Genomic DNA, 25,958 nt, shown 5'->3' with positions numbered 1-25,958 from the left:
CGCGAGCAAGCTCAGCTCCTACAGGGGGGGGGTTGGGTCAGCCAATATCAGTGTTGAATGGCAGACCGTCATCCCCGTAGGAGCAAAGCTTTGCTCCCATCAAGTTCAGCTCCCATCAAGCTCAGCTCATACAGGGGCGGGTTTTTTATGGGGGGCAATCAGCGTTCTGAATGTTTCTCAACAAGCACGCGGGAGAGGGCTAGGGTTGCGGCACAACTATAAAAAGGCACGCCGCAATGACCGCCATGACCCCGTGTCTGGATCGTCCGGGATTTTTGCCCCGCTTGTCCTCCCATCACCTGTCGCGCGAGCGGCTGAGCGCGCCGTTGCTGGCATCGAACGCGCGGGTGAAATTGCTCTGCGCGCCGGCCGGCAGCGGCAAAACCTCGTTGCTCGCCGATTGCCTGTTGCAGGCGCCGCCACAATGTCAGGTGTGCTGGTTGCCGTTGGCCGGTGCCGCCATGACCCCGGCCGATCTGTGTCGACGGCTGGCCGAAGCGTCAGGGCTGCCGTCAGCGGAAGAGTCCGCAGTCCTTGCAGCGCTGGCCCGCTGGTCGACGCCGATCTGGCTGTTTCTCGACGATTACTGCCGCTTGCCGAATCCGCAACTGGACCAACTGCTCGATCGCCTGATCGCCGTCAGCAGCCCGATGGTGACCTGGTGGCTGGGCGCGCGGCGGCGTCCGCAATGCAACTGGCCACGCCTGTTACTCGACGATGATCTGTATGACGGCGAGCGCTCGACGCTGGCCTTCAATCAAGCGGAAATTGCCGCGCTGTTGCAGCACCTGACACCCGCCGAAGCGAACATTGCCGCGAGCAAAATCATCCGCCTCAGTGGCGGCTGGTGCGCCGGTGTGCGCATTGCGCTGCTGCACAAATGCGACTGGTCGCGCAACGACACGCTGCACAGCCGACCGGACACCTTGCTCGATTATCTGCAGCACGAACTGTTCACCAGCCTCAGCGCCGAACTCACCGAAGCCTGGCGTGTACTCGCGCATTTGCCGCGCTTCAATGCGCGGTTGTGCGAGCACCTGTTCGGCGCCGGTGAAGGCGCGCAATGCCTGAAGACGTTGCAGGAACTCGGCTGCTTTATCGAGCCCTGGCAGGACTCGGCGGACTGGCTGCAGATTTTTCCGCCACTCACGCAACTGATGCGCGATGAACAATGGTCGACCGGGCGTTCCTGGCATCGGCGCGCGTGCCAGTGGTTCGCCGCCGAACAGCTGTGGAAACCGGCGTTCGAACAGGCCTTGCTCGCCGAAGAATATGAAGTCGCGGTCAGCCTGTTGCAGCACTTCAGTTTCGAGCATTTGTTCGAAGAGCAAACGGTGCTCCTGTTGCTGCGCTTGCACGAGCAACAGGGTGCGGAGTTGTTGTCCGGCTCGCCGCAATTGGTCGGCTTGATCACCGCTGCGTCGTTGTTCGCCGGGCGCTTTGAACAGGCGGCTGAATGCATCGAACAGCTGTCGCGATTTACCCCGCAACCGACGCCGCTGCTGCAGCAACAATTGCTCGCCCGTTGGCAAGCGCAGCAGGGTTGGTTGCTGCACTTGCAGGGGCGCATGGAGGCGTCGCGCGCGCATCTGCTGGAGGCGCTGCACGACCTCGGGCCGGACCTGTGGACCGTGCGCGTTTTGTGCCTGTCGGGGTTGACCCAGCAAGCCTTGCTGCGCGGCGAACTGGAAGTCGCGCAGGCCCTCAACCGCGAGGCGCTGTGCCTGGCTCGGGCGCAGGGCTCACTGGTGTTTGAGGGCTTGCTCGAACTCGATCACGCGCAATTGCTGGAACAGCGCGGCGCCCCCGCGCGGGCCGAGACGCTGCTGGCGAATATCCATGATTTGCTCTGCCAACAGGCATCGTTGCCGACGCCGCTGCTGGGGCGCATCGCCTTGCGTCGCGGGCGTCTGGCACTGTGCATGGGCGAAGAGGAGCGGGCGCGAGAACTGTTTCACGCCGGGCAGGAACAGTGCCTGCGCAGCCACGACAAACGCGTGTTGTACGGCTATATCGGCCTGGCGCAATTAGCTGCCAATCGGCGCGATTACGCCCACGCATTCGTCTGTTTGCGCGATGCCGAACGGTTGATGCAACTGCGCCAGATCCCCGACACGGTGTATCGCGGCGTGCTGTTGCAGGTCAGCAGCCATTTCTGGTTGCAACAGGGCCGCGCGGAGTTGGCGTGCGAGGCGCTGAGTCGCGTGCTCAAACACTATCGCGGGCCGCGCGCACGCCATGCGCCGCCGGCAACGCTCGCGCTGATCGCGCGAATCGAATACCTGCTGGCGCTTGCCAAAATTCGAGTTATGCCGGGTTCGGTCGACGCGGTGGGGCAAATCGATGCGGCGCTTGAGCAGGCCCGATCGTGCGGCATGTACGCGCTCGCCACCGAGTTGCAATTGGCCTTGGCCGAGGCACTTTGGCTCGACGGGCAAGTGGCGAAAGCCGTCGACGTTTTGCACGAGGGCTCGCGCAATGTAGAGCGCTATCAACTGCAGCAACTCTGGAGTGAATTGCGGTTGCGCCAGCCATCATTGTCAGACGCGCAACACGTTGTTCCATTGCCGGCCAAAGAGCCATGCGCGAGTTCTGCGCCTGCGGACTTGTTAAGTCAGCGTGAACTGCAAGTATTGGAATTAATTGCACTCGGTCACTCTAATCAGCAGATTGCCGATGCGCTGTTTATTTCTTTGCATACTGTTAAAACTCACAGCCGCCGCATACATGGAAAGTTACGGGTGGAGCGTCGCACGCAAGCGGTAGCGAAGGCGAAATCGTTGGGGTTGTGGGGCTGACAGGGGATTGGTGTCGGGCTAAACGTTTCCCTTTATATGTAGAAAAAAGATTCGGTTTACATGCGGTTGTAGCTGTGACTGTTCAGTGTTGATTTGCCGATTTGATGTTTGTTCGAACCGACGTAGATTAATTTTCGCCTGCATTGAGCCGGCCAGTTGAGAATTAATCGAAGGGCAATTGAATGAACGTAATCAATACGCATATTCCCGCCAACACTGACATTCCTGTCCAATGGCTCGAGCGTGCAAGTGCACCCGACCGACAGCACTACAGCGAACTCGAGCAGAACCTGATTGCCAGCCAGATTCATCTGGATAACCAACTTGGCCCGTTAACCAGCGTTCAGGCTTACGCTCGTGATCTGGCTGCGCAGGCGCTGGCCAAGTGGTACCGGACAGCACTCGACCCCGACACGGTGATGACTTCATCGCGGTATGTGTTTTCTTTCGGTGGCCGCTCTTTGATTCAGGAAGAAAAGCGCTCGCTCACGGACTTGTTGTTGCACGGCTTGCACGATGAAGGTGAACGCCCACAGATTACCTTGCAGGTATCAGAAACACGGCACATGGCTCCCGATTGGCTGGAAAAGCTGATGAGCAACGACGTGCGGGCGGCTTATGGCCGCGAGTTCAGAGATGTTTATCAGCGCCCGAACGTACTCGCCGCCATGGAAAACCTGACTCGCGAGCAACTTCTGTTCAGCGCCTTTTCGGCAAAGTTGCAGGACCATCTGAGCGACAGCAATCTACAGCGAGTGCGCCGTCTCATTGAAGGCGATGAGGATTTGATCATCGCGCCAGTGCAGTTGCATGAAAACTGGCGGCCGCTGGCCGGCCTTGCCGTGATCAGCAGTCGCAGTCCGAGCGATGACGATTGGTTGCTCTATGCACCTGACTCGCCCGGTGGCCAGGACTGGTATCAACTGCCGTCGCTGCGGCGCGTGAGCATCGATATTGGAAGTTGGACAGAGACACCGCGCGGTCGCGAATACCTGAGCTGGCAGACTCATGCACTGGACCGCGAAGTTGTCGGTGGTTATCTGCAACAAGTCTCCAGACTGCCAAGTCTCTGGCGAGGAGTTTCGCTGGCACCGACGCCTTATACCGGCAAGGAAGCACTGACAACTGTTGTTGCCAACCATCGCGATTGGCTGATCGCCGCAGAAGAAAGCCATACACCCTACGGTTACCGGGCGGCGACCGATCAACAGCGCCAAGTGTTCAGCCGGATCAACTGCGAACTGCGGGCGTTACGTGCGATTGAAGTGCGCCAGGGCAGTTTCATCAGTTATGACCGTTTCTGCCATCAACTGATCAAACAACGCGTAGAGGACGTTCTTCTCGCCGCCGGTGAAAATGTTGTGGTCGATCCTGAGCGGATTGAAGTGCAAATCAGTGCGCAACAGCAAATGAGCCTGACTGAACTGATAGTCCGGGAAGTGCACTTCGCTGCAGATAACCCCAACCGCGACTTGTACCCGCGCTATACGCTGAAAGCGTCTCATCCGGCGATCAGCAAACTGGATATTCGGCATATCGCCGGTTGGTCGAGGACGTTGCGCGCGGGTGAGCAGTACATCGCCATGTTGCGCACGACGTATATGAATCGCAGGCATCCGGATGGGCGGTTCAAGCGTCTTTTGCACCTCGGCATCCTGCAACGGCAGATGCGCACGGCGATCTATCTGGCGCTGTTCACTGGCCGTTTGTCGAATTCGCACGTCACCGAGCTGATGAAGGTAGTCGATGGATATGACCCGGATCGGCCGCTGCCCGAGGCGCCGCTGGGTGAGGAACCGACAGCGGTGCAGCACAGCGCGATGTTTGAGCTTCGTCTCAAAGGTCACGCGTTGATCGGCACGTTTGTGTTTCGCCTGCACATCGGCGGATTGGTCGAAGAATACCTGTTCACCCCAAATGCGCCGGACGGCCGCGAGTTGCGTCCCTTCAAAGACTTTGTCAGCGCGGTGAAAACCCGTGGTCTGGGCGACTATTTTTATGCGCGCACGCCGGCGGTCTACCAACGACTGGTTGGCACCTACGTTACAGACCTTGAACAGTTGGCGAACTTTGCCGAGGCGCCGGTACTGGAGCGCAACTCGCGCATCACCGATTTCAACAGTTGTTACGACAGCGTGCTGCGCAAAGTCATGTCCGATGTGGACGAGGCAACGCAGAGCCTTGAAGAGATCATTACCGGCATCGTCTTCGAAACTGTGTTGATCGCTGCCACGTTAGCCAGCGTGATCTATCCCCCCGTCGGCATTGCAGTGGGTGCCGCGCTGCTGACCAAGGAGATGGTTCAGGGCGCCGAGGCCTATTCACTGGGGGACAGAGCCACGGCACTCATGCATTTCGCTAGTGCATTGATTGAATTGGCGGCGCTGGGCAAAGGTGCGCACACGCTGACCAAGGCTAGCAAACTGCAGAAAAATCTCATCGATATGCTGGGGGACATCTACCGCATCGATAAGCTCTACGCCAAGGCCAGCGGTCTGCCGCAATTGCATGAGCGGGCATGGGAGGAAATCCAGGAACTGCTCGCCGACCCCGACAGCGCCAGCAGCAAAACTACCTTGGCGTGATAACCGCCACTGCCCGCCGAGGTGTCGCGCTGTTCAACGGCTGACATCGTCGGGCTGATAACCCATCCGCCAACTCACGGCCCGGGTCGCTGCCAGCAAGCGCTGCGCCGCCGGGCCATCTTCATCGGCGTGGAACAGTGACGTCGGGCCGACGATGGTCAACACCGCCGCGACGTTGCCGACCGCGTTGAACACCGGCGCGGACAACGCATCGACGCCGGGCATCAGCAAACCGTGAACGTGGTGCAAGCCGCGTTGGCGAATCTGTTCGCGTAATGTCTCGTAGGCTTGATCGTCGGCCAAGGCGTGCGCCTCGCTGGCCTGGACCTCCAGTTCGCGCAACTCGCTGGTTTCCCGATCTGGCAGAAAGGCACTGAATACCAGGCCTGTCGACGATGTCAGCAACGGCAACACCGAACCCAATTGCGTGACCACCGTGACCGCGCGCACCGCCGGTTCGATGTGCACCACGGTCGCGCCCTGATTGCCCCACACCGCCAGAAAACATGTTTCGTTCAAGTCATCGCGCAGCTCGGCCAAGGGCAGGGCGGCGACTTTCAGCACGTCCATGCTGTTGAGCGCGGCGAGGCCCACGCGCAGGGCTTCGCGGCCGAGGCCATAGTGGTTGGTGGCGGCGTTCTGCTCGGCGAAACCGCTGGCGATCAACGCCTGCAAATAGCGATGGACCTTGCTCGCCGGCATCTGCACGTGTTCCGCCAGGCGCGATAACGAGGTCGCTGGCGACAGTTCGGCCAGGGCTTTGAGAATATCGGTGCCGACCTCGGCCGAACGGACTTTCTGTTTATCGGTGCTGCGCGGCTTTTCCATGGAGGCGGTGTGATCCCGGGACGAATGGGCGTCTTTATAGCTTGACGGTCAATCCCGATCAAATTACGTTATGCGTAATTTGATTACGATAAAAATAACCCGGGCGTGCCGAGACCTCTGCAATAGAGCGATGGGCCATTGCCTACTCCCCGTTCAGGAGGCTCCATGAACCTCGATTCAACGGCGCCAGCGCTGGCTTATCAGTCAGGCTTCGGCAACGAATTCAGCAGCGAAGCGTTGCCCGGCGCACTGCCCGTCGGCCAGAACTCCCCGCAAAAAGTCCCTTACGGTCTCTACACCGAACTGTTCTCCGGCACGGCGTTCACCATGGTCCGCAGCGAAGCGCGGCGCACCTGGATGTACCGCATTCAGCCGTCGGCGAATCACCCGGCGTTCGTCAAACTGGAGCGGCAATTGGCCGGCGGCCCGTTGGGTGAGGTGACCCCCAACCGGCTGCGCTGGAACCCGCTGGAGATCCCCAGCGAACCGACCGATTTCATCGACGGGTTGGTGAGTATGGCGGCCAATGCCGGCGCCGAGAAACCAGCCGGGATCAGCATCTACAGCTACCGCGCCAACCGTTCCATGGAGCGCGTGTTCTTCAACGCTGACGGCGAATTGTTGCTGGTGCCGGAACTTGGCCGGCTGCGCCTCGTCACGGAACTCGGCGTGCTCGAAATAGAACCGCTGGAAATCGCCGTGCTGCCGCGCGGTCTGAAATTTCGCGTGGAATTGCTAGATCCGCAGGCCCGCGGCTACATCGCCGAAAACCATGGCGCGCCGCTGCGCCTGCCGGACCTGGGGCCGATCGGCAGTAACGGCCTGGCTAACCCGCGGGACTTTCTGAGCCCGGTGGCGCATTACGAAGACCTCAGGCAACCCACCACGCTGGTGCAGAAATTCCTCGGCCAGTTGTGGGGTTGCGAGCTCAATCATTCGCCGCTGAACGTGGTCGCCTGGCACGGCAACAACGTGCCGTACAAATACGATCTGCGCCGCTTCAATACCATCGGCACGGTGAGTTTCGATCACCCGGATCCGTCGATTTTCACCGTTCTGACTTCGCCGACCAGCGTCCACGGTTTGGCTAACCTGGACTTCGTGATTTTCCCGCCGCGCTGGATGGTCGCCGAGAAAACCTTCCGGCCGCCGTGGTTCCACCGCAACCTGATGAACGAATTCATGGGCCTGATCAAAGGCGAATACGACGCCAAGGCTGAAGGCTTCGTGCCCGGCGGTGCGTCGTTGCACAGCTGCATGAGCGCCCACGGCCCGGACGGCGAAAGCTGCACCAAAGCGATCAACGCCGAACTGGCGCCGGCGAAAATCGACAACACCATGGCGTTCATGTTCGAGACCAGCCAAGTGCTGCGCCCGAGCCAATACGCACTCGAATGCCCGCAACTGCAAAGCAACTACGACGCCTGCTGGGCGACGTTGCCCGTCACTTTCGACCCGACCCGGAGATAACCCATGACTCAGACTTCCAACACTCGTAGCTGGGTTGCCTCCGCCAACGGTGACACTGATTTCCCCCTGCAAAACCTGCCGCTCGGCGTGTTCAGTGCCAACGGTTCGGCAGCGCGCAGCGGTGTGGCCATCGGCGAACATATCTTTGATCTCGAAGCGGCGCTCGACGCCGGCCTGTTTGACGGCGCGGCACGCACGGCAGTCGAAGCGACCCGTGGCGGTCAGCTCAATGCCTTCTTCGAACTCGGCCGCGATGCGCGCGTTGCGTTGCGCTCGCGCCTGCTGGAACTGTTCGCCGAGGACAGCACCCTGCGCGGCAAGATCGAAGCCCAAGGTGCGAAATTGCTGCCATTGGCGGCGGATTGCGTGATGCACCTGCCGGCGAAAATCAACGACTACACCGACTTCTATGTTGGCATCGAGCACGCGCAAAACGTCGGTAAATTGTTCCGTCCAGATAACCCGTTGCTGCCGAACTACAAGTACGTACCGATCGGTTATCACGGTCGTGCCTCGACCATTCGCCCGTCCGGCACCGACGTGCGTCGGCCGAAGGGCCAGACCTTGCCGGCCGGTCAGACCGAGCCGACTTTTGGCCCGTGCGCGCGCCTCGATTACGAACTGGAACTGGGGATCTGGATCGGTCAGGGCAACGAGATGGGCGATTCGATTGCCATCGGCGACGCGGCGGATCACATCGCCGGTTTCTGCTTGCTGAATGATTGGTCGGCGCGCGACATCCAGGCCTGGGAATACCAGCCGCTGGGGCCGTTCCTGTCGAAGAGTTTCATCACCAGCATCTCGCCGTGGGTCGTCACTGCCGAAGCGCTGGAGCCGTTTCGCCGCGCGCAACCGGCTCGTCCGGAAGGCGATCCGCAACCGCTGCCGTATCTCACCGACAAGCGCGATCAGGAGGGCGGCGCGTTCGACATCGAACTCGAAGTGCTGCTGCTCACCGAAAGCATGCGCGAGCAAAATCTGCCGGCCCATCGCCTGACCCTGAGCAACACTCAACACATGTACTGGACCGTGGCGCAAATGGTCGCGCACCACAGCGTCAACGGCTGCCAATTGCAGGCCGGTGATCTGTTCGGTTCGGGCACATTGTCGGGGCCGCAAAGCGGTCAGTTCGGCAGCCTGCTGGAAATCACTGAGGGCGGCAAAAAGCCGATCGAATTGGCCTCGGGCGAGGTGCGTAAATTCCTTGAAGACGGCGACGAAATCATCCTCCGTGCGCGTTGCAACCGCGAAGGGTTTGCCTCGATCGGCTTCGGCGAATGCCGTGGCAAAGTCGTGCCGGCGCGTTAACAGGAGCGGGTCATGCAGCTCTATACCTACTATCGCTCGACCTCGTCTTACCGGGTGCGCATCGCGTTGGCGCTGAAGGGCCTCGACTATCAGGCGCTGCCGGTCAACCTGATCGCGGCGTCCGGTGGCGAGCACCGGCAAGCGCCGTACCTGGCGCTGAACCCGCAAGGTCGGGTGCCGGCGTTGCGCACCGACGACGGTCAGTTGCTGATTCAGTCGCCTGCGATCATCGAGTACCTGGACGAGCGTTATCCACAGGTGCCGTTGCTGTCCAAAGACCTCGTTACCCGCGCGCATGAACGCGGCGTGGCGGCGCTGATTGGCTGCGACGTGCATCCGCTGCACAACGTCAGCGTGCTGAACAAATTGCGCCAGTTGGGGCATGACGAAACGCAGGTGGCGGAGTGGATTGCGCACTGGATCAGCCAAGGTCTGGCGGCGGTGGAGCAGTTGATTGGCGACGCCGGTTATTGCTTTGGCGATGAGCCGGGGATGGCGGATGTTTACTTGATCCCGCAGTTGTACGCGGCGCAGCGCTTCAACATTGCGCTGAATGCGTACCCGCGGATTTCCCGGGTTGCTGGATTGGCCGCGACACACCCGGCGTTTATCAAGGCGCACCCGGCGAACCAGCCTGACACGCCCTGAAGCTTCACCCCGCCCTCTGTAGGAGCGAGGCTTGCCCGCGAAGGCGGTGTGTCAGCTACATGGATGTCTGCTGGCACACCGCCTTCGCGGGCAAGCCTCGCTCCTACAAGGGATTGGCGATATCCCCGACACCATAAGAACAATTCAGGTACCTCGCGATGCATAACCAGATTGCAAGCTTTCGGGCGGCACTCGACGCCCGTCCTGTGTCCCGTTATCAGTGGCTGATCCTTTTGTTGCTGGCGTTACTGCTGGTGACCGATGGCTATGACGCGCAAGTTCTCGGTTATGTCGTGCCCGCCCTCGCGCAGGATTGGGGCTTGGAAAAATCCGCGTTCGGCCCGGTGTTCAGCGCCAACCTGTTGGGGCTGACCGTTGGCTCGTTGGTCGTCACACCGTTGGCCGATCGCTTCGGGGTGCGGCGGATTCTGCTGTGTTGCGTGCTGATCTACGCCACGCTCACGGTGTTGATGGTGTTCGCCGATTCGCTGAACACCTTGATGGCGGCGCGCTTCATCTGCGGGATCGGCATGGGCGGGGCGATGCCCAGCGCGATGGCGCTGATGTCGGAATACTCGCCGCCCCGCCTGCGCACCTTGATGGTGACCCTGGCGGCGTGCGGGTTTTCATTCGGTGGCGCGGCGGGTGGTTTTGTCGCGGCGGGTTTTATCGACAGTTTCGGCTGGCAAGCGGTGTTCCTCGCCGGTGGCGTGACGCCGTTGCTGCTGTTTCCGTTCCTGGCGTGGTTCCTGCCGGAATCGCTGCCGCGTCTGCTGCGCGATGCACCGCCGTATACCCGCTTGCGCAAAGTCACCGCGCGGATGCTCCCGGACTGGCAGCCGCCCGCCGCATCGATTGCGCAAAACCAGAAAGAGCAGGGCAGCAAACTGACGGTCGTGGAGTTGTTCCGCAACGGTTATGCGCGGCCGACGTTGCTGATCTGGGCGACCTTTTTCGTCAGTCTGATCCTGCTGTATTTCATGATCAGCTGGCTGCCGTCGCTGTTGCTGGAAAGCGGTTTGAAACTCAATCAAGCGAACCTGGTGACCTCAATGTTCCTGTTCGCCGGCACCGTCGGCGCGATCTGCATGGCGTGGTTTGCCGACCGTCTCAAAAGCAAAGTGCGCCTGCTCGCCGCTGTCCTGGCCGGCGCGGCGCTGTGCACCATTCTGCTCGGCCTCAACCACGACAATCCGCGTTATCTGGTGGCCAGCGTAATCGCCGCCGGATTCTGCATCATTGGCGGGCAACTGACGCTCAATGCCTTCGCCAGTAACTTCTACCCGGCGCATGTGCGCGCCACCGGCACCGGTTGGGCGCTGGGCGTGGGCCGATTCGGTTCGATCCTCGGGCCGCTGTTCGGCAGCATGCTGCTGGCGATGCACATCCCGGTGCAGCAGATTTTCTTCTTCTGCGCGATACCGGCGGTGATCGCGGCGTTGTTCATCATCCAGGTGCGCTCGCCTCAAGAACCAAGCGCACCCCCCGTAGGAGCAAGGCTTGCCCGCGAAGAACGATAACGCGGTATCCCTGAAGGACCGAAGCGCCTGATTCGCGGGCAAGCCTCGCTCCTACAGGGCTGTGCAAAACACTGTGGGAGCGAGCTTGCTCGCGAAGGGGGTCTGTCAGGCGATGTAAATGGCGACCGACCTGACGCTTTCGCGGGCAAGCCTCGCTCCTACAGGTGCGTTTAGTGGACGATGGAATTCGGCGGCAGATGCCCGAGCCGTTCAGTCAGGCGAATCCGCTGGATCGGGTCTTCGCTGAGCAGCAACGCGTGTTCCAGATCAAAGCGCTCGGCATTCGGGCAATCCAGGCGTTGATAGAGGCTGGCGCGGGCGAGGTAGTCGGAGGCGCTGCCGTTGCCCAGTTCGAGCACGCGCTCGGCATCGACCAGCGCGCCGATGTAGTCATCGTTGGCCAGATGCAACTGACGCAGGTTGCGTGACAGGCGTTGCAGCATCGATAGCGGGTTGGCGGTCAGCAAGTGCTCGGCGCTGAGTTTGATGTTCGGGCCATACTGGCGCTGCAGCAAATCGCGGCAGTCGTTGGGGTACAAGCGGCGCCCGCCGCACGGGTCGAGCAGATGATCGGCGCCCTGAACCCGCAACAGGAAATGCCCCGGAAAGTTGACCCCGACCATGGGGATTTCCAATCTGCGAGCCAGCTCCAGCGCAATCAAACCCAGCGCCAATGGCTGGCCGCGCCGACGCTCCAGCACTTTGTGGATAAGCGCCACTTGCGGACGCAGCGGCACAAAATCGTCCTGGGCAAACCCGAGGTCGTTCATCCGCCGCAATAACGGTTGGGCCAGTTCGCTGACCGGCAGCATCGGCAAGCCTGAGCTGACGCGCTGTTGCAGATCCTTGAAGTTCACCAGCACGTTTTGCGGATCCACCTCGGCATCGTGTTCGGCCGCAATCCACAGCGCCGCCTCGAACAGCGCGGGCGGCGAGCGTTGCAGGCAGTCGAAGAAACGTTGGCGCGGGGTCATCAAAATCTCCGTGGGATGCCTCGTTTTAGCCCCGTCGCCGACTTTCGTCCAGTGCTGCACACATGCTGTTGCAGGTTATGTCCGAAAGCCCTGAAAGCCGCGCGCGTTATTCCGGTGCGCTCCAGCAATTTTCAGGCGCAAGCCTATACTGGCGACTACAAGACGTATTCGGGAGCCCGACAATGTTCGCTCTCATGCAAAGCACTCGCCTTGAATCGCTTTATCTAAGCGTAGACCCGGTCACCGGGTTGAAGGCAGTCATCGCCATTCATAACAGCCGCCTGGGGCCAGCCCTTGGTGGATGCCGTTACCTTGCCTACCCCAGCGACGAATCGGCGGTGGAAGACGCCGTGCGCCTGGCCCAAGGCATGAGTTACAAAGCCGCACTCGCGGGCCTCGCGCAGGGCGGCGGGGTGGCGGTGATCCTGCGACCGGTGCACGTGGAAAACCGCGCCGCGCTGTTTGAAGCGTTCGGGCGCTGTATCAATCAGCTCGATGGCCGCTACATCACCGCGATCGACAGCGGCACTTCGGTGGCGGACATGGACTGCATCGCCCAGCAAACCCGGCATGTCACCAGCACCACGTCGGCCGGCGACCCGGCACCGCACGCGGCGATGGGCGTGTTCGCCGGCATCCGCAGCACCGCCATGGCGCGGCTCGGCAGCGATAATCTCGAAGGTTTGCGCGTGGCCATCCAGGGCTTGGGCAACGTCGGTTTTGCCTTGGCGGAGCAACTGCACGCGGCGGGCGCCGAACTGCTGGTCAGCGACATCGATCACGGCAAAGTGCAATTGGCGATGGAGCAACTCGGCGCGCACCCGATTGCCAACGATTCATTGCTCAGCACGCCGTGCGACATCCTCGCCCCGTGCGGCTTGGGCGGGGTGCTCAACAGCCACAGCGTCTCGCAACTGCGCTGCTCGGCGGTGGCCGGCTCAGCCAATAATCAACTAACGCACCTGGACGTCGCCGATCAACTGGAGCGCCGCGGCATCCTCTATGCGCCGGACTACGTGATCAATTCCGGCGGTTTGATCTATGTTTCGCTCAAGCATCGCGGCGATGAATTGGCGACGATCACCGCGCACCTGTCGAAAATCAGCTCGCGGTTGACCGAGGTGTTTGCTCACGCGCAAGCGGAAAAACGCTCGCCCGCGCGGGTGGCGGATGAGTTGGCAGAGAAGGTTTTGTATCGCTGACAGCGGTTTATTCCAGCCATGAAAAAGGCCCTGAGCCATTCGACTCAGGGCCTATTCAATTCGTACTCTGCTTACTTTGCAGCCTTCGCCGCTTTCGCAGGTTTCACCGGCTCGGCTTCTTCAGCCACATCCACCGATGCTGCCGCTTCCACCGCGGCTGGCGCTTCAACCGGCGCGCTCAGCAATTCGGACAAGGCGTCCGGCTGGCTCTTGAACGCCTTGGCGAACACATCGCGATTCTTCGCCATGTAAATCCCGGCTTCTTCCACTTGCTGCTCGCTCAAGGACGGAACAGCTTTGTGCAACACTTCAGCCAGCAATTCGGCCAGTTCGAGCATTTTGTCATGACGGTCAGCTTCGGCTTTATCCATGAACAAGCGCTCCAGATCTCGGCTGCTGCGGTATACCACTTCGACGGCCATTCACCACCTCACATGCCTTCACATTAAGTTGTCTTCGCGACTACTGTATCTATATACAGCGAAAAGGATAAGCGAATCCCTGCGCTTTGGGTAGTGGCTTTTCAATGTAGACCGAAATCAGTCAGTTCGCGCACTCCCTGTGGGAACCGAGCTTGCTCGCAATGAGGCCGGCAAATCCGCCACAAAAGTGTCCAATGGCAGCCCATCGCCATCTCACCCTCCAGCCTCTGGCCTTTTTTCTGCATGCAGAACAACCGTCACGTCCAACCCGCATGATCCGCTCGAAACGAGCTAAGGAAGTATCACCGTGAAAATCAACTGGGCCGAGAAACTGCGGCAGAACGTGCACCAACTCGCCGAATCGCTGGGCAACCTGTTCGTCGAGAGCTTCCATTACCTGGCGCTGTTCGCCATCGGTGCAGTGACCGCGTGGGCAGCGGTGATGGAGTTTTTGGGGATGATCGAAAATGGACACATCAAGATCGATGACATTTTGCTGCTGTTCATCTACCTGGAACTGGGCGCAATGGTCGGGATTTACTTCAAGACCAACCACATGCCGGTGCGCTTCCTGATCTACGTGGCCATCACCGCGCTGACGCGCCTGCTGATCTCCAACGTCTCGCACCACAACCCGCCGGACATCGGCATCATCTACCTGTGCGGCGGGATTCTGCTGTTGGCGTTTGCGATTCTGGTGGTGCGTTACGCCTCGTCACAATTCCCTTCGGTGAAAATCGAACACCCGCAACGCAAGATCGGCACCGGCTCCGGTGAGCATCCTGAGGTCGAGAAGGGCGAAATTTGATGTTTCCACGCCTTGCCCAAGGAGGGGTTCGGCGCTAGATTCCTGCAAGATGATATTTCCTGCACAGTAAATATCTGGTTTTTGCTGAATATTCCGCTAAATCGGCATATTTGCTGCGCAGTAAATAATGGAGGAAGCATGGACGTAGATAACGAGAGGCTTGTCGCTGAGCTTCTGGAGACATTGGCGGGTCTTCCCAATGTGAAGCTGTCTGAAAATTCCCCTCCTGGCGATCCAGAGGCTGCGCCATCCATCGATTTGACCATCGCGTCTGATTCCGTACATCTGTTTATCGAGTGCAGGCGAACCATCTTTCCTCGTGATGTGCAGCAGATCTTATGGGCGCGACATGCCGCCAAGGCCAAAGAACCTGTCGCAGACAAATCGACCATTTCCCTATTAGCCGCGGACTCGATTTCACCCGGCGCCAGAAAGTTACTGGAAGAGGCGCAAGTCGGATATTTCGCTGGGGGAGGGAGTCTTTGCCTTCCAACGCCAAACGCTTTTTTTTATGTCGACAGACCAGCTTCCAAATCTGAAAAAAAGTCGACCAGGGATTTTTATTCGGGGCGACGCGCGCAAGTTATCCACCATTTGCTCAATCATCCTTCTCAGTGGTTCGGGGTAAATCAACTCGCTACTTTGGCAAAGGTCTCAGCGGCAACTGTATCTGCAGTGTTGACCACTCTGGATCGTCACGAATGGCTTGAAACAAGAGGGCAAGGTCCGAGCAAAGAAAGAAAGCTGTCTGCCCCCGGAGAACTTCTGGATGCGTGGAGCAAACAACTAAGTGAATTTGCCGCCCCTGCCGTTCGCCGCTATTACGTTCCGGGGTACAAGGGTGAGCAGTTAGTTGAATGGGTGGCCAAAGCGTTCGTGGACAATTGCGCGGAATATGCGATTACCCATGAAGCGGCGGCCCAGCGTTATGCGCCTTTTCTCACTGGCATTTCCCAAGTGCGTTGCCTGCTGCAGCCAGGCTGGACGGCGGATTTATCTTTGCAGCGCCTGGGAGCAAGAGCGGTGACAGAAGGCGCAAATCTGATCGTCATTGAATCGAAGAGCGACGGTGACTTTCTGGAAACACGGGATATCGACTCGGTGACTCTGGCAAGTCCAGTGCGGGTCTATCTTGATCTTCTGAAAGGCGAGGGGCGGGCGCGTGAACTCGCTGAACACTTGAGAAAAGAAAGGATCGGTTTCTGATGATGAAACCTCAGACATCAGGTGGATACAGTGCCAATTACACACTCGATTGTGAGCGAGTGCTGGTCACGCTCATGCGGGGGCTGGGGCCGTGGAAGGAATCGGTTTTTCTGATCGGCGGGTTAGTGCCGCGCTATCTGGTGAGGGCCAGGCCACCGGCGGTGCCCGCCCATGCAGGTACCAGTGACGTCGATGTCGTCATCGATTTGGCGATTCTTACCGATACTCAGACCTATCACACGCTAGAGGAAAACTTCAAAAAGAATGGCTTCGAGCGCTCAGTCAATGAGCATGGGCGAAAGTTGTCGTGGCGTTGGCAAACCAGGACCGAACACGGCGTGCTGATGGTTCTGGAACTACTTGCCGACGCGCCCGAGATTTGCGGCGGGAAAGTTCAGGCGCTGCCAACGGAGGGGACGATTTCGGCGCTGAATATTCCCCATTCATCCATGGTCTTCGACCACCACGAGCAGATCGAAATTTGCGCAGAATTGCTCGGCGGAAATGGTTTGGCGACCGAGTGGATCAAGTACGCAGACGTCGTGAGTTTCACCTGTTTGAAGTCGTTGGCGTTCGATCAGCGAAACGAACGTAAGGACGCTCATGATCTTGTGTATTGCATTGAGCATGCGGATCTTGGACTGGATGCGGTAGTAAGTGCATTGATCCAGGCGCAAGGAGGCAAATATCCACATGTAATACGCCAAGCATTCGACATTCTGCACCGGCGTTTTGTGGGCGACGATCCAACTAATGGCTATAAGTTGGATGGCCCCGTCTCAGTCGCGAAGTTTGAGTTGGGAGCGGACGAAGAATTCAAAGAGGCCAGGTCGCTTCGCCAACGCGAGGTCAGCGATTTGATCGAGCAGCTGCTGATGCGAGTTACCCAACCAAACAACTAGCCTACTTTGCGTCGACTCACTTAATCGCCGCTTACCCACGCAATGAAACGACCCCGCAACGCAAGATCGGCACCGGCTCCGGTGAGCATCCCGAGGTCGAGAAGGGCGAAATCTAAAGGCGCATCGCCGGTTGCGCGTGCTCTTTGTTGATCGGCGGCGGCAGTCTGCGGTTGTCGCTGTCGGTCATGGCTTCGAGGATGGCCACGGCGCTGTGGCCTTGTTCGATGGCGATGCCGAACTGGATGCTTTGCACCAGGCGTTTGAGGCGCTTGGGATCGTTGCGCTGTTCGGCGCTGATCATCCGTTTGGCGACCACGTGGCCGCTGTTGGACAGGGTCAGCATGATGCTGCCGTCCAGCCCCTGAATGCTCAGGTTGATCTGATAGTCCGCTGCAAAGGCATCGGTAATGAGCTGAAAAGGGTTGTCCATGATGCGTCACCGCCTGATTGAACGTGCAGTTGTTGACCGGCCATGATCGGGTTGGTTCGCATTACCAGACCATTGGCATTCCTTGTTCATGCGCTTTCGTCCATGTCGCCAAAGGGCTGTAGCAAGGGCCATGCCGGGAAAACTGTCGGACAATAAACACGGCAAAAAAGAGGTGGGCACCGTCGCTAATGCTGAGTATTCACGCTGCAACGCGATCCGTGTAGCAGCTGGCGAAGCCTGCGTTCGGCTGCGTAGCATTCGTGAAATCAGGCGATGCGGTGCCTCAGTAGGACCGAGTCCTCAGGTTTGACGACTGCTGCGCAGCCGAACGCAGGCTTCGCCAGCTGCTACAGTCCGCCTTCTTTTTGCCTGCCCGATTCAGGGCATGAACGAGTAAATGATCGCAGACAGTGCAATCACGCCGATCAACACCACGAACACGTTCGAGGCCTGGCCCGAGTACTGGCGCAAGGCTGGCACGCGGCGGATCGCGTACATCGGCATCAGGAACAACAGGCACGCGATGATCGGCCCGCCAAGGGTTTCGATCATGCGCAGGATGCTTGGGTTGAAGGTCGCCACGGCCCAGCAGCTGAGGATCATGAACAGCGCGGTGACGCGGTTCAGCCAGCTCGCCGACATGACGCGGCCACGACCGCGCAGGCTTTTCACGATCAAACCCTGAAAGCCTTCGCTGGCGCCGATGTAATGGCCGAGGAAGGATTTGGTGATCGCCACCAGCGCAATCAACGGCGCGGCGTAAGCAATCACCGGCGTCTGGAAGTGGTTGGCGAGGTACGACAGGATCGAGATGTTCTGCGCCTTGGCGGCGGCCAGGTCGGCCGGGGACAGCGCCAGCACACAACTGAAGCAGAAGAACATCACCGTCACCACCATCATGGCGTGGGCGATGGCGAGGATGCCGCTGCTTTTGCGTTCGGCCTGCGCGCCGTAGCGCTGCTTCTGCTCGACGGCGAATGCGGAAATGATTGGCGAATGGTTGAACGAGAACACCATCACCGGGATCGCCAGCCACAGCGTCTTGAAGAACAGCGGCAGCGGCATGCCTTCACTGGCGGTGGCGAAAAATGCGCCGTTCCAGTTCGGGATCAGGCTGAAACCAAGCAGCAGCAACGCCGCGACAAACGGGTAAACCAGCACGCTCATGCATTTGACGATAACGCCCTGGCCGCAACGCACGATGGCCATCAACCCGAGGATCAGCACCAGCGACAGAATCGCCCGTGGCGGGGGCGCAATGTGCAGCTGATGCTCCATGAAACTGCTCAGGGTATTGGTCAGCGCCACGCTGTACACCAGCAGAATCGGGAAGATCGCGAAAAAATACAGCAGCGTGATCAGCTTGCCGGCGCCGACGCCGAAGTGTTCTTCCACGACTTCGGTGATGTCACCCGAACGTCCGGACAAGACGAAACGCGTCAGCCCACGGTGAGCGAAGAAGGTCATTGGAAACGCCAGCACCGCCAGAATCAGCAGCGGCCAGAAACCACCGACGCCAGCGTTGATCGGCAGGAACAAAGTGCCTGCACCGATCGCCGTGCCATAGAGGCCGAGCATCCAGGTGGTGTCGAATTTACTCCAGCCCTTGTGGGCAATTTCGGTTTTGCTTGTCAGGTCTACAGCAGGATTATCGGCAGCAGGTGTACGTACATCGGTCATCGTTTTGGCCTCGTTTTTATTTTTGCTCGGGCTCACGTGTTACGGACGGTCGGGAATGCGCCTCAGCACTCCACCCAGCTCACCGCCAGGCCGCCCCGTGAAGTCTCTTTGTATTTGTCCTGCATGTCGGCGCCGGTATCGCGCATGGTGCGGATCACCCGGTCGAGGGAAATGAAGTGTTTGCCGTCGCCGCGCAGGGCCATTTGCGTGGCGTTGATCGCTTTCACCGCCGCAATCGCGTTGCGTTCGATGCACGGCACCTGGACCAGACCGCCGACCGGGTCGCAGGTCAGGCCGAGGTTGTGTTCGAGGCCGATTTCGGCGGCGTTTTCCAGTTGCTCGGGCGTCGCGCCGAGCACGTCGGCGAGCCCGGCGGCGGCCATGGCGCAAGCTGATCCGACTTCACCCTGGCAACCGACTTCGGCGCCGGAGATCGAGGCGTTTTTCTTGCACAGAATGCCGACTGCCGCCGCGCCGAGGAAGAACGCGACGACGTCATCGTCCGACGCGTCCGGGTTGAATTTCATGTAGTAGTGCAGCACCGCCGGGATGATCCCCGCCGCGCCGTTGGTCGGCGCAGTGACCATGCGCCCGCCGGCAGCGTTTTCTTCGTTGACGGCGAGGGCGAACAGGTTGACCCATTCCATCGCCGACAGCGTCGAGGTGATGACATTCGGCTTGCCGATTTCCAACAGGCTGCGGTGCAATTTCGCCGCGCGACGCGGCACGTTCAAACCGCCAGGCAAGATGCCTTCGTGGTGCAAACCTTGCTCGACGCACTCGCGCATCACCGACCAGATGTGCAGCAAACCCTGACGGATTTCAGCTTCACTGCGCCAAGCCAGTTCGTTGGCCATCATCAGCTCGGAAACCCGCAAGCCATGCTGGTTGCACAGCCTGAGCAGTTCGGCGGCGCTGGAGAAATCGTATGGCAGCACCACGTCGCTGGTCGGCGCGATACCGGATTCGGCCTCGGCCGCTTCGATGATGAAACCACCGCCCACTGAATAGTACGTTTGCTCGAACAGCTCGCCGGTTTCGCCGAAGGCTGTCAGCGACATCGCATTGGGGTGGTAGGGCAGGCTTTCTTCGAGCAACAGCAGATCGCGCTGCCAGTTGAAGGCAATCGTGGTTTGGCCGGCGAGGGACAGTTCGCCGGTTTCGCGCAGGGTCTGGATGCGTGGATCGATAGACGTCGGGTCGATGCTGTCTGGCCATTCGCCCATCAGCCCCATGACGCAGGCGCGGTCGGTGGCGTGACCGACGCCGGTGGCCGACAAAGAGCCGTAGAGGCGGATTTCCACGCGCCGGACGTCGCCGAGTAATTGCTGGTCGCTCAAGGCTTGCGCGAAGGTCGCGGCGGCGCGCATCGGGCCGACGGTATGGGAACTGGACGGGCCGATGCCGACTTTGAAGAGATCGAAAACACTGATAGCCATGCTAAAGCCTATACAAGCAATGGAAGAGAAATCGCTGCCATTTTTGTAGGACAAGCGCAATGTCGGCGATACTGGCCACCTCGGTCCGACGTGACCAACGAAACTTCCTAAGACAGCCTTTAGCAGGACTAAACGATGAGTCGTCAATTGCATGCCCAGACTTACGTCTGGCTGCACGTGTTTTCCTGTGCCGCGCGGCACTTGTCGTTCACCCGTTGTGCTGAAGAACTGCACATCACGCCGGGTGCGGTCAGTCAGCAAATCCGCCAATTGGAGGAGCGCCTGGGTTTTCGCCTGTTCCACCGCCGTGCTCGCGGCGTCGAATTGAGCGCCGAAGGCCAGCGATTGGCTATCACCGTCAACGAGGCTTACGGCAGCATTGACGCGGAATTGCGACGACTGGACGCCGGAATGATTAGCGGGATTTTGCGTCTGCGCTCAATTCCATCGTTCCTCAGCAAGTGGCTGACCCCGCGTTTGCCGCGTTTGCAGCAACGTTTCCCGGACATTCAACTGCGTCTGGTGGCGGAGGACAGCAGCGTGCCATTGCACGAGGGCGACTTCGACCTGGCGATTGACCTGAACGACGGCAGCTATCCGGGGCTGTTATCCACAGCCTTGCTCGACGAGCAGATTTTCCCGGTGTGCGCGCCGAGCCTGCTGCGCGGTCGCCCGCCGTTGCACGGTCCGGCGGACTTGATGCACTTTCCGCTGCTGCACGACATTACGGCGTGGCGCGGCAGCTATGAGTACGCGGAGTGGGAGTTTTATCTGAATGCGATCGGCTTCGAAGGCGCCGACGTACGGCGCGGACACACCTTCAATCGCAATCACCTGACCATCGAAGCGGCGATTGCCGGCATGGGCGTGGCGATTGCGCGGCGCACGTTGCTCAACGATGAACTGGAGCGCGGGACGTTGATTGTGCCGTTTGGCCTGGCGGTGCCGAACCATAAACGCTATGTGCTGCTGTATGCGCCGGGCGCGCTGAGCCATCCGGGCGTGCGCGCGGTGCATGACTGGCTGGTGGAGGAGGCGGGGATGTTTCGGAGTCTGCATCCACTGGCGGAGCAGCAGATGTGAGCAATTGTGACAGAGAACTGTGGCGACCCAACTCCCGACCTTAACAGCGCTTTTGGCGGTTGTCCGGCTTTTTTTGCGAATCCATATTTATCTTTTTTTAGGGGTTGAAATGTTCTGCGAGCAGACCGATTGTGTAAGTAAGAGGCCACGGTGATGACGCCCAAGTGCCAGCCGACAGGCCTCTCGCGAGCTAGCTGAAATAAGGGATGAACTATGCAAATCCAAGTCAACAGTGATAACCATATTCAAAGCAGCATCCGACTGGAGGAGTGGGTACGTACTACCATTGAGAGCACGCTCGAACGTTATGAAGAGGACCTGACCCGCATCGAGGTCCATTTGCGGGACGAAAACGGCGACAAGCCCGGCCCACATGACAAACGCTGCCAACTGGAAGCGCGGCCTAAAGGCCACCAACCGATTTCTGTGACCCATAAAGCCGATACCCTGGAACTGGCCATCGACGGGGCGGCCGAGAAACTTGAACACGCGCTTGAGCATTTGTTCGGCAAACTGCGGGGCAAGCCACGTGCCGCTATTGAGCCGTTCGAGCGAGTTGCAGCCGATGCGCTGCTGGAAGACGAGTTTCTGGAGAACGAACAGGCCGCACAAAACGGCTGAGGCCTGATTCCCTTATCAACCATCCACTGACCAACGGGCCTGCTTATGCAGGCCCGTTTTTGTTTGTGCTGACCAACGCTTAGAACGCGACCGAAGTCTGCACATACACCGTGCGCGGCTCGCCGACATACTTGCCCTTGTTGTTGTCATCAAACGAGCGGGTGAAGTATTGGTGGTTGAAGATGTTTTTCACGCCCACCGCCACATTCAGGTCCGACAACTGCGGCCCGAAGTCATACGCCGCGCGGCTGCTGAACAGCATATACCCCGGGATCTTGCCGGTGCTGCCATCGGCACTTTCGCGCGAGGTATTGGCGTTGTCGGCGAACTGGTCGCTCTGATAGCTGCTGTCGACGTTCAATTTCCACGCGCCTTCGGTGTAACCGACGCCAATCGTGCCTTTGTGTTTCGACGAGAACGGTACACGGTTGCCCTTGTTCGGACCGTCTTCGCGAATAGTCGCGTCGACATAGGCGTAAGTGGCGTAGACATCAAAACCGGCCAGCGCCGGACTCAAGTCGTCGAGCGCATAGTTGATGCTGCTTTCGATACCTTGATGGCGCGTTTCACCGCGAGCGATTACCGAATCGTTGGTCTGGTTGCTTTCGTACTGGTTGTCGAAGTTGATCAGGAACGCGCCGATTTCCGCGCGCAACGCGCCGTTGTCATAGCGCGTGCCGAGTTCCCAGGTGCGGGCCTTTTCCGGTTTTACTTCGCCGCTGCTCACGCGGTTGGGCATCTGGCTGTATTGCACGCTGCCGAACGAACCTTCGGTGTTGGCGTAGAGGTTCCAGTTGTCGGTGACGTGATAAAGCACGTTCAGCGCCGGCAACGCGGTGTTGTAGTCACCCTTGTACTTCACGCCGGTGAGGTTGTTGTTTTGCTGCGATTCGATCATCTCGTAGCGAATCCCCGGCGTGATGGTCCACTTGCCGATGTCGATCCGGTCATCGATGAAAAACGCATTGGCCTCGGTGCCGCCACGGGTGTCACGGTCGTTGCGACTGTTGGTGGTCGGATAGGTGTTGTTGGCAATCGGCTCGCGATAACGCAATTCATGGCCGGCCTCGTTGATGTAGCGGTAGCCGACGCCGACTTCATGGCTGGTCGGGCCGAGGTCGAAACCCTGGGCGAAACGGGTTTCCAGACCACGCACCCAATACTCGCGCGGCGACAGCGAGAGGAACGTGCCCTGATCCAGATAACCGCTGCGCAGGGTTTTGGTGAAAAAGGTGTTGGCGGTGAATTCGCGGCGATCTTGCTGATAGCGATAGCCGAAATTGAACATCGTGCGGCGGCCCCAGAACTGATCTTTCGGGCGCGTGGACTGGTACGGATCGGCATCGTAATCGGCGACATTGAGGCCGCCGGGCATCTCGGCCTTGCCTTCGTAATACTGCGCCATCGCGTTGAAGCTGTTGGCGTCGTCGAGTTGGTATTTGCCCTTGAGGATCAAGTCGTCGATTTGCGTATCGCTGTGTTCGCGCCAGTCGCCGCCGCGGGTGCCGGAATACAGAATCGCGCCGCCCAAACCGTTGTCGGCGGTGCCGCCGGCCAGCAGGTTGCCGGTGGTTTTGAAGCCGTCGTGGCTCGACGAAGGAGCGGTTTCAGTTTGAAAACCACCCTTGACCGTCGGCTCATCGGGAATCGCGCGAGTGACGAAGTTGACCACGCCGCCGACGTTCTGCGGGCCATAACGCACGGCGCCGCCGCCACGCACCACGTCCACCGCGTCCATGTTGCCCATGCTGATCGGCGCGAACGACAACTGCGGCTGGCCGTAAGGCGCGAACGGCACCGGGATGCCGTCCATCAACACCGTCGAGCGCGAAGCCAGGCGCGGGTTGAGCCCGCGGATGCCGAAGTTCAGCGCCATGTCGTGGCTGCCGGTGCCGTTATTGTCCGGCGCGTTGACGCCGGGGATACGGTTGAGCACGTCCTTGGCTTGGGTTGCGCCTTGGCGCTCGAACTCTTCGCGACGGATCACATCGCGCGCGCCGGGGTGCTCGAAGACGTTGATTTGCGCAGCGTCGCCGAGCCAGTCGCCGACCACCGTCGAGGTGCCCAACTCCAGCGCCGCCGCTTGCTCCACCGGTTGCAGGCTGAAGGCATTGTCGCCCTCGGCCCGAGCTTGCAGGCCGGTGCCTTCGAGCAAAGCGTTCAAGCCCTGTTCGGTGGTGAAGTTGCCTTCCAGGCCACGGCTTTTCACGCCGCTGGTGACTTGCGAGCCGAAGGAAATCAACACCCCGGCTTCACGGCCGAATTGATTGAGGGCGTTTTCCAGCGACATCGGCGCGATGTGGTACGGCTTGGCGTCGGCGGCCTGCGCGGCGGTGATTGCCGCCAGGGTCAGGCTGGCGCCGAGCAAGAGTTGGCGCACAGTACGGGCCAGCGGAGTGAGGCGGGTGGAGGGCATGGACGACGATCCTGAGAAGAGGGAATCAAGGTGGCTTTCCTTCTCTGTCACGCCAGATCTGAAAAACGGCTCACGTGTTTCGAAAAAATTTTACTGACTGGCCCCTGTGGGGAGGGGCTTGGAGTTGTTCAGACGCGGGCTTCTACCGTCACCCAATACCGGGTAAAGCGCTTGACCTTCACCGGCAAGCTGATTTCCAGCAATTGCAGAATCCGTTCGCTGTCATCCAGTGGATAGGTCCCGGAAATCAACAGGTCGGCGACTTCAGCAGCGCAATTCAATTGGCCGCGACGGTAACGTCCCAGCTCATCGAGAAAATCCCCCAGACGCATGTGCGCCGCCACCAGCATGCCGTCAGCCCAGGCGCCGCTGTTGGCATCCAGCGGCTGCGGATTGCCGATGCCGCGCGGGCCGAAACTCAGCTGTCGCGCAGTTTGCAGCAGCGTCGGCGCACCGCCCTCGGGCGTCAATTCGACACGCCCTTGAAAAACCGCAACCTGGGTGCGATCGGCAAATTGCCGGACATTCAGCCGCGCGCCTTGCGTGCTCAACACGCCTTGTGCGGTCTGCACTCGAAACGCCTGCGCGGCGCTCAGCAGCAACTCGCCCTCCAGCAACCGAATCAAACCACCCTCGCGCACATCCACGGCGCTCGCGGTGTTGAGCTGCAACTGGCTGCCATTGCCCAGCGGTATTTTGCGGCGCTGGCCAACCGGGCTGCGATAGTCGGCCAGCAACGGCGTCAACGGAATGTGCTCGCGCATGCCCCAGGTCAGCGCCGAACCGGCGCCGAGAATCAGCAGCAGCTTCAACGCCTGACGACGACTGGTGGATTTCGGCGCATTAAGTGCCGCGTGAGCCAGCGGCGAGGACAAACCGCGCAGGCGCTGATTGACGCGCTGAATATGCTCCCACGCGCGTTGATGCTCGCTGTGCGCGTCGTGCCATTGTTGCCAGGCGTGTTGCTGGCGCGGGCTCAACGGGCCTTGCTGCATTTCCATCAACCAGTGCACGGCACGCTCGGCGACCTGCGCGGGAAAATCCTGCGCGCCGTTCATAAAGCGAAATAGCAGCGCATCGCCGCTTTGTTCAGGTGCCGTTTAACCGTGGCGATGGAAATCCCCAACTCGGCGGCAATCTGTGGATAGGTCAGGCCATCGAGCTGCGCCAGCAGAAAAGCGCGTTTGACCAGACGCGGCAAGCCGTCGAGCAACTGGTCGAGCTCGATCAGCGTTTGCAGGATGATCGCCCGCTCTTCCTCGGACGGCGCGACGCCTTCGGGCATCTGCGCCAAGGCATCAAGGTAGGCGCGTTCCAGATCCTGGCGACGGTAATGGTTGAACAACACGCGTTTGGCAATGGTGGTCAGGAAGGCGCGCGGCTCGAGGATCTGCGGGGTTTCGCGGGCGGTGAGTACGCGGATGAACGTGTCCTGCGCCAGATCGGCGGCACTGCGCGGGCAGCCGAGCTTGCGCCGCAACCAGCCGGTGAGCCAGTTGTGATGGTCGTGATAGAGGATTTCGACGGTATTGGCTGGCGACAACAGAACCACTCCGACACATGCGCATACATTAGAGAACAAGAATTGTTCGCATTGTAAGGAGGCGAACTGCATCCG

Annotated in this window: 20 protein-coding genes and 1 pseudogene; 12 read left to right on the top strand and 9 right to left on the bottom strand. The window is 59.9% G+C overall.

The window, feature by feature from the left end; genetic code table 11:
• Positions 1 to 236: 236 nt before the first annotated feature.
• A complete protein-coding gene (locus tag BLU01_RS07990; protein WP_092273113.1) occupies positions 237 to 2,798 on the top strand; it encodes a LuxR C-terminal-related transcriptional regulator in 2,562 nt (853 codons plus the stop codon).
• A 182-nt stretch (positions 2,799 to 2,980) separates the two neighbouring features.
• Complete coding sequence (locus tag BLU01_RS07985; protein WP_092273110.1) at positions 2,981 to 5,383, top strand: dermonecrotic toxin domain-containing protein; 2,403 nt, start codon at positions 2,981 to 2,983, stop codon at positions 5,381 to 5,383.
• A gap of 33 nt (positions 5,384 to 5,416) precedes the next feature.
• On the opposite strand, the gene BLU01_RS07980 is transcribed toward BLU01_RS07985, so the two are convergent.
• Complete coding sequence (locus BLU01_RS07980; RefSeq protein ID WP_092273107.1) at positions 5,417 to 6,211, bottom strand: IclR family transcriptional regulator; 795 nt, start codon at positions 6,209 to 6,211, stop codon at positions 5,417 to 5,419.
• A gap of 165 nt (positions 6,212 to 6,376) precedes the next feature.
• On the opposite strand from BLU01_RS07980, the gene hmgA reads away from it, so the two are divergent.
• From hmgA to BLU01_RS07960, 4 genes are all read left to right on the top strand, one after another.
• Positions 6,377 to 7,681 carry a homogentisate 1,2-dioxygenase gene (gene hmgA / locus BLU01_RS07975; protein ID WP_092273104.1) on the top strand — a complete coding sequence of 435 codons (1,305 nt, stop codon included), beginning with the start codon at positions 6,377 to 6,379 and terminating at the stop codon, positions 7,679 to 7,681.
• Between the two features lie 3 nt (positions 7,682 to 7,684).
• Positions 7,685 to 8,989: a fumarylacetoacetase gene (fahA, locus tag BLU01_RS07970; protein ID WP_092273101.1), complete on the top strand. Its 1,305-nt coding sequence runs from the start codon at positions 7,685 to 7,687 to the stop codon at positions 8,987 to 8,989.
• Positions 8,990 to 9,001: 12 nt separating this feature from the next.
• Positions 9,002 to 9,637 (top strand): maleylacetoacetate isomerase, encoded by a 636-nt coding sequence (gene maiA, locus BLU01_RS07965; protein WP_092273098.1) that lies wholly within the window; start codon positions 9,002 to 9,004, stop codon positions 9,635 to 9,637.
• A gap of 158 nt (positions 9,638 to 9,795) precedes the next feature.
• Positions 9,796 to 11,157, top strand: coding sequence for an MFS transporter (locus BLU01_RS07960; protein WP_092273095.1), 1,362 nt, complete (start codon positions 9,796 to 9,798; stop codon positions 11,155 to 11,157).
• Between the two features lie 170 nt (positions 11,158 to 11,327).
• On the opposite strand, the gene BLU01_RS07955 is transcribed toward BLU01_RS07960, so the two are convergent.
• Positions 11,328 to 12,131 carry a SirB1 family protein gene (locus BLU01_RS07955; protein ID WP_092273092.1) on the bottom strand — a complete coding sequence of 268 codons (804 nt, stop codon included), beginning with the start codon at positions 12,129 to 12,131 and terminating at the stop codon, positions 11,328 to 11,330.
• 182 nt (positions 12,132 to 12,313) lie between these two features.
• On the opposite strand from BLU01_RS07955, the gene BLU01_RS07950 reads away from it, so the two are divergent.
• Positions 12,314 to 13,333, top strand: coding sequence for a Glu/Leu/Phe/Val dehydrogenase family protein (locus BLU01_RS07950; protein WP_092273089.1), 1,020 nt, complete (start codon positions 12,314 to 12,316; stop codon positions 13,331 to 13,333).
• Between the two features lie 182 nt (positions 13,334 to 13,515).
• On the opposite strand, the pseudogene BLU01_RS07945 reads toward BLU01_RS07950, so the two are convergent.
• A pseudogene (locus BLU01_RS07945) lies at positions 13,516 to 13,755 on the bottom strand (YebG family protein); the annotation flags it as partial.
• A gap of 307 nt (positions 13,756 to 14,062) precedes the next feature.
• Between BLU01_RS07945 and BLU01_RS07940 the strand changes: the two are divergent.
• The 3 genes from BLU01_RS07940 to BLU01_RS07930 all read left to right on the top strand — a co-directional run bounded on the left by BLU01_RS07940 (position 14,063) and on the right by BLU01_RS07930 (position 16,671).
• Positions 14,063 to 14,563, top strand: a complete 501-nt coding sequence (locus BLU01_RS07940; protein ID WP_092273082.1) for a phosphate-starvation-inducible protein PsiE — start codon at positions 14,063 to 14,065, stop codon at positions 14,561 to 14,563.
• 138 nt (positions 14,564 to 14,701) lie between these two features.
• On the top strand, positions 14,702 to 15,769 hold the full coding sequence (locus BLU01_RS07935) for a type IV toxin-antitoxin system AbiEi family antitoxin (RefSeq protein WP_092273079.1): 1,068 nt from the start codon (positions 14,702 to 14,704) through the stop codon (positions 15,767 to 15,769).
• Positions 15,769 to 16,671: a hypothetical protein gene (locus tag BLU01_RS07930; RefSeq protein WP_092273076.1), complete on the top strand. Its 903-nt coding sequence runs from the start codon at positions 15,769 to 15,771 to the stop codon at positions 16,669 to 16,671. Before BLU01_RS07935 ends, BLU01_RS07930 begins: the two co-directional genes overlap by 1 nt.
• Before the next feature lie 112 nt (positions 16,672 to 16,783).
• On the opposite strand, the gene BLU01_RS07925 is transcribed toward BLU01_RS07930, so the two are convergent.
• The 3 genes from BLU01_RS07925 to BLU01_RS07915 form a co-directional block, all read right to left on the bottom strand.
• On the bottom strand, positions 16,784 to 17,101 hold the full coding sequence (locus tag BLU01_RS07925; RefSeq protein WP_092273073.1) for a DUF3509 domain-containing protein: 318 nt from the start codon (positions 17,099 to 17,101) through the stop codon (positions 16,784 to 16,786).
• 378 nt (positions 17,102 to 17,479) lie between these two features.
• Positions 17,480 to 18,781, bottom strand: a complete 1,302-nt coding sequence (locus tag BLU01_RS07920; protein WP_092281521.1) for a serine/threonine transporter — start codon at positions 18,779 to 18,781, stop codon at positions 17,480 to 17,482.
• Between the two features lie 62 nt (positions 18,782 to 18,843).
• Positions 18,844 to 20,220: an L-serine ammonia-lyase gene (locus tag BLU01_RS07915; RefSeq protein WP_092273069.1), complete on the bottom strand. Its 1,377-nt coding sequence runs from the start codon at positions 20,218 to 20,220 to the stop codon at positions 18,844 to 18,846.
• Between the two features lie 135 nt (positions 20,221 to 20,355).
• Between BLU01_RS07915 and BLU01_RS07910 the strand changes: the two genes are divergently transcribed.
• Together BLU01_RS07910 and BLU01_RS07905 are read left to right on the top strand one after the other, a co-directional pair.
• Positions 20,356 to 21,303 carry a LysR substrate-binding domain-containing protein gene (locus BLU01_RS07910; RefSeq protein ID WP_092273066.1) on the top strand — a complete coding sequence of 316 codons (948 nt, stop codon included), beginning with the start codon at positions 20,356 to 20,358 and terminating at the stop codon, positions 21,301 to 21,303.
• Positions 21,304 to 21,516: 213 nt separating this feature from the next.
• Complete coding sequence (locus BLU01_RS07905) at positions 21,517 to 21,924, top strand: HPF/RaiA family ribosome-associated protein (protein ID WP_092273064.1); 408 nt, start codon at positions 21,517 to 21,519, stop codon at positions 21,922 to 21,924.
• A 79-nt stretch (positions 21,925 to 22,003) separates the two neighbouring features.
• Here the strand turns inward: BLU01_RS07905 and fecA are convergent, their stop codons facing one another.
• From fecA to BLU01_RS07890, 3 genes are all read right to left on the bottom strand, one after another.
• Complete coding sequence (gene fecA, locus BLU01_RS07900; protein ID WP_092273061.1) at positions 22,004 to 24,340, bottom strand: TonB-dependent Fe(3+) dicitrate receptor FecA; 2,337 nt, start codon at positions 24,338 to 24,340, stop codon at positions 22,004 to 22,006.
• Positions 24,341 to 24,468: 128 nt separating this feature from the next.
• Positions 24,469 to 25,398, bottom strand: coding sequence for a FecR domain-containing protein (locus BLU01_RS07895; RefSeq protein ID WP_092273058.1), 930 nt, complete (start codon positions 25,396 to 25,398; stop codon positions 24,469 to 24,471).
• The gene (locus BLU01_RS07890; protein WP_092281519.1) at positions 25,395 to 25,883 is read right to left on the bottom strand and encodes a sigma-70 family RNA polymerase sigma factor; all 489 of its coding nucleotides are present in this window, start codon (positions 25,881 to 25,883) and stop codon (positions 25,395 to 25,397) included. The genes BLU01_RS07895 and BLU01_RS07890 overlap by 4 nt, the downstream gene beginning before the upstream one ends.
• Positions 25,884 to 25,958 lie beyond the last annotated feature (75 nt).

The sequence above is a fragment of the Pseudomonas prosekii genome (assembly GCF_900105155.1).
GTDB lineage: Bacteria > Pseudomonadota > Gammaproteobacteria > Pseudomonadales > Pseudomonadaceae > Aquipseudomonas > Aquipseudomonas prosekii.
The sequence above is the reverse complement of the archived record's forward strand: the minus strand, read 5'-3'. Positions and strand labels throughout refer to the sequence as shown.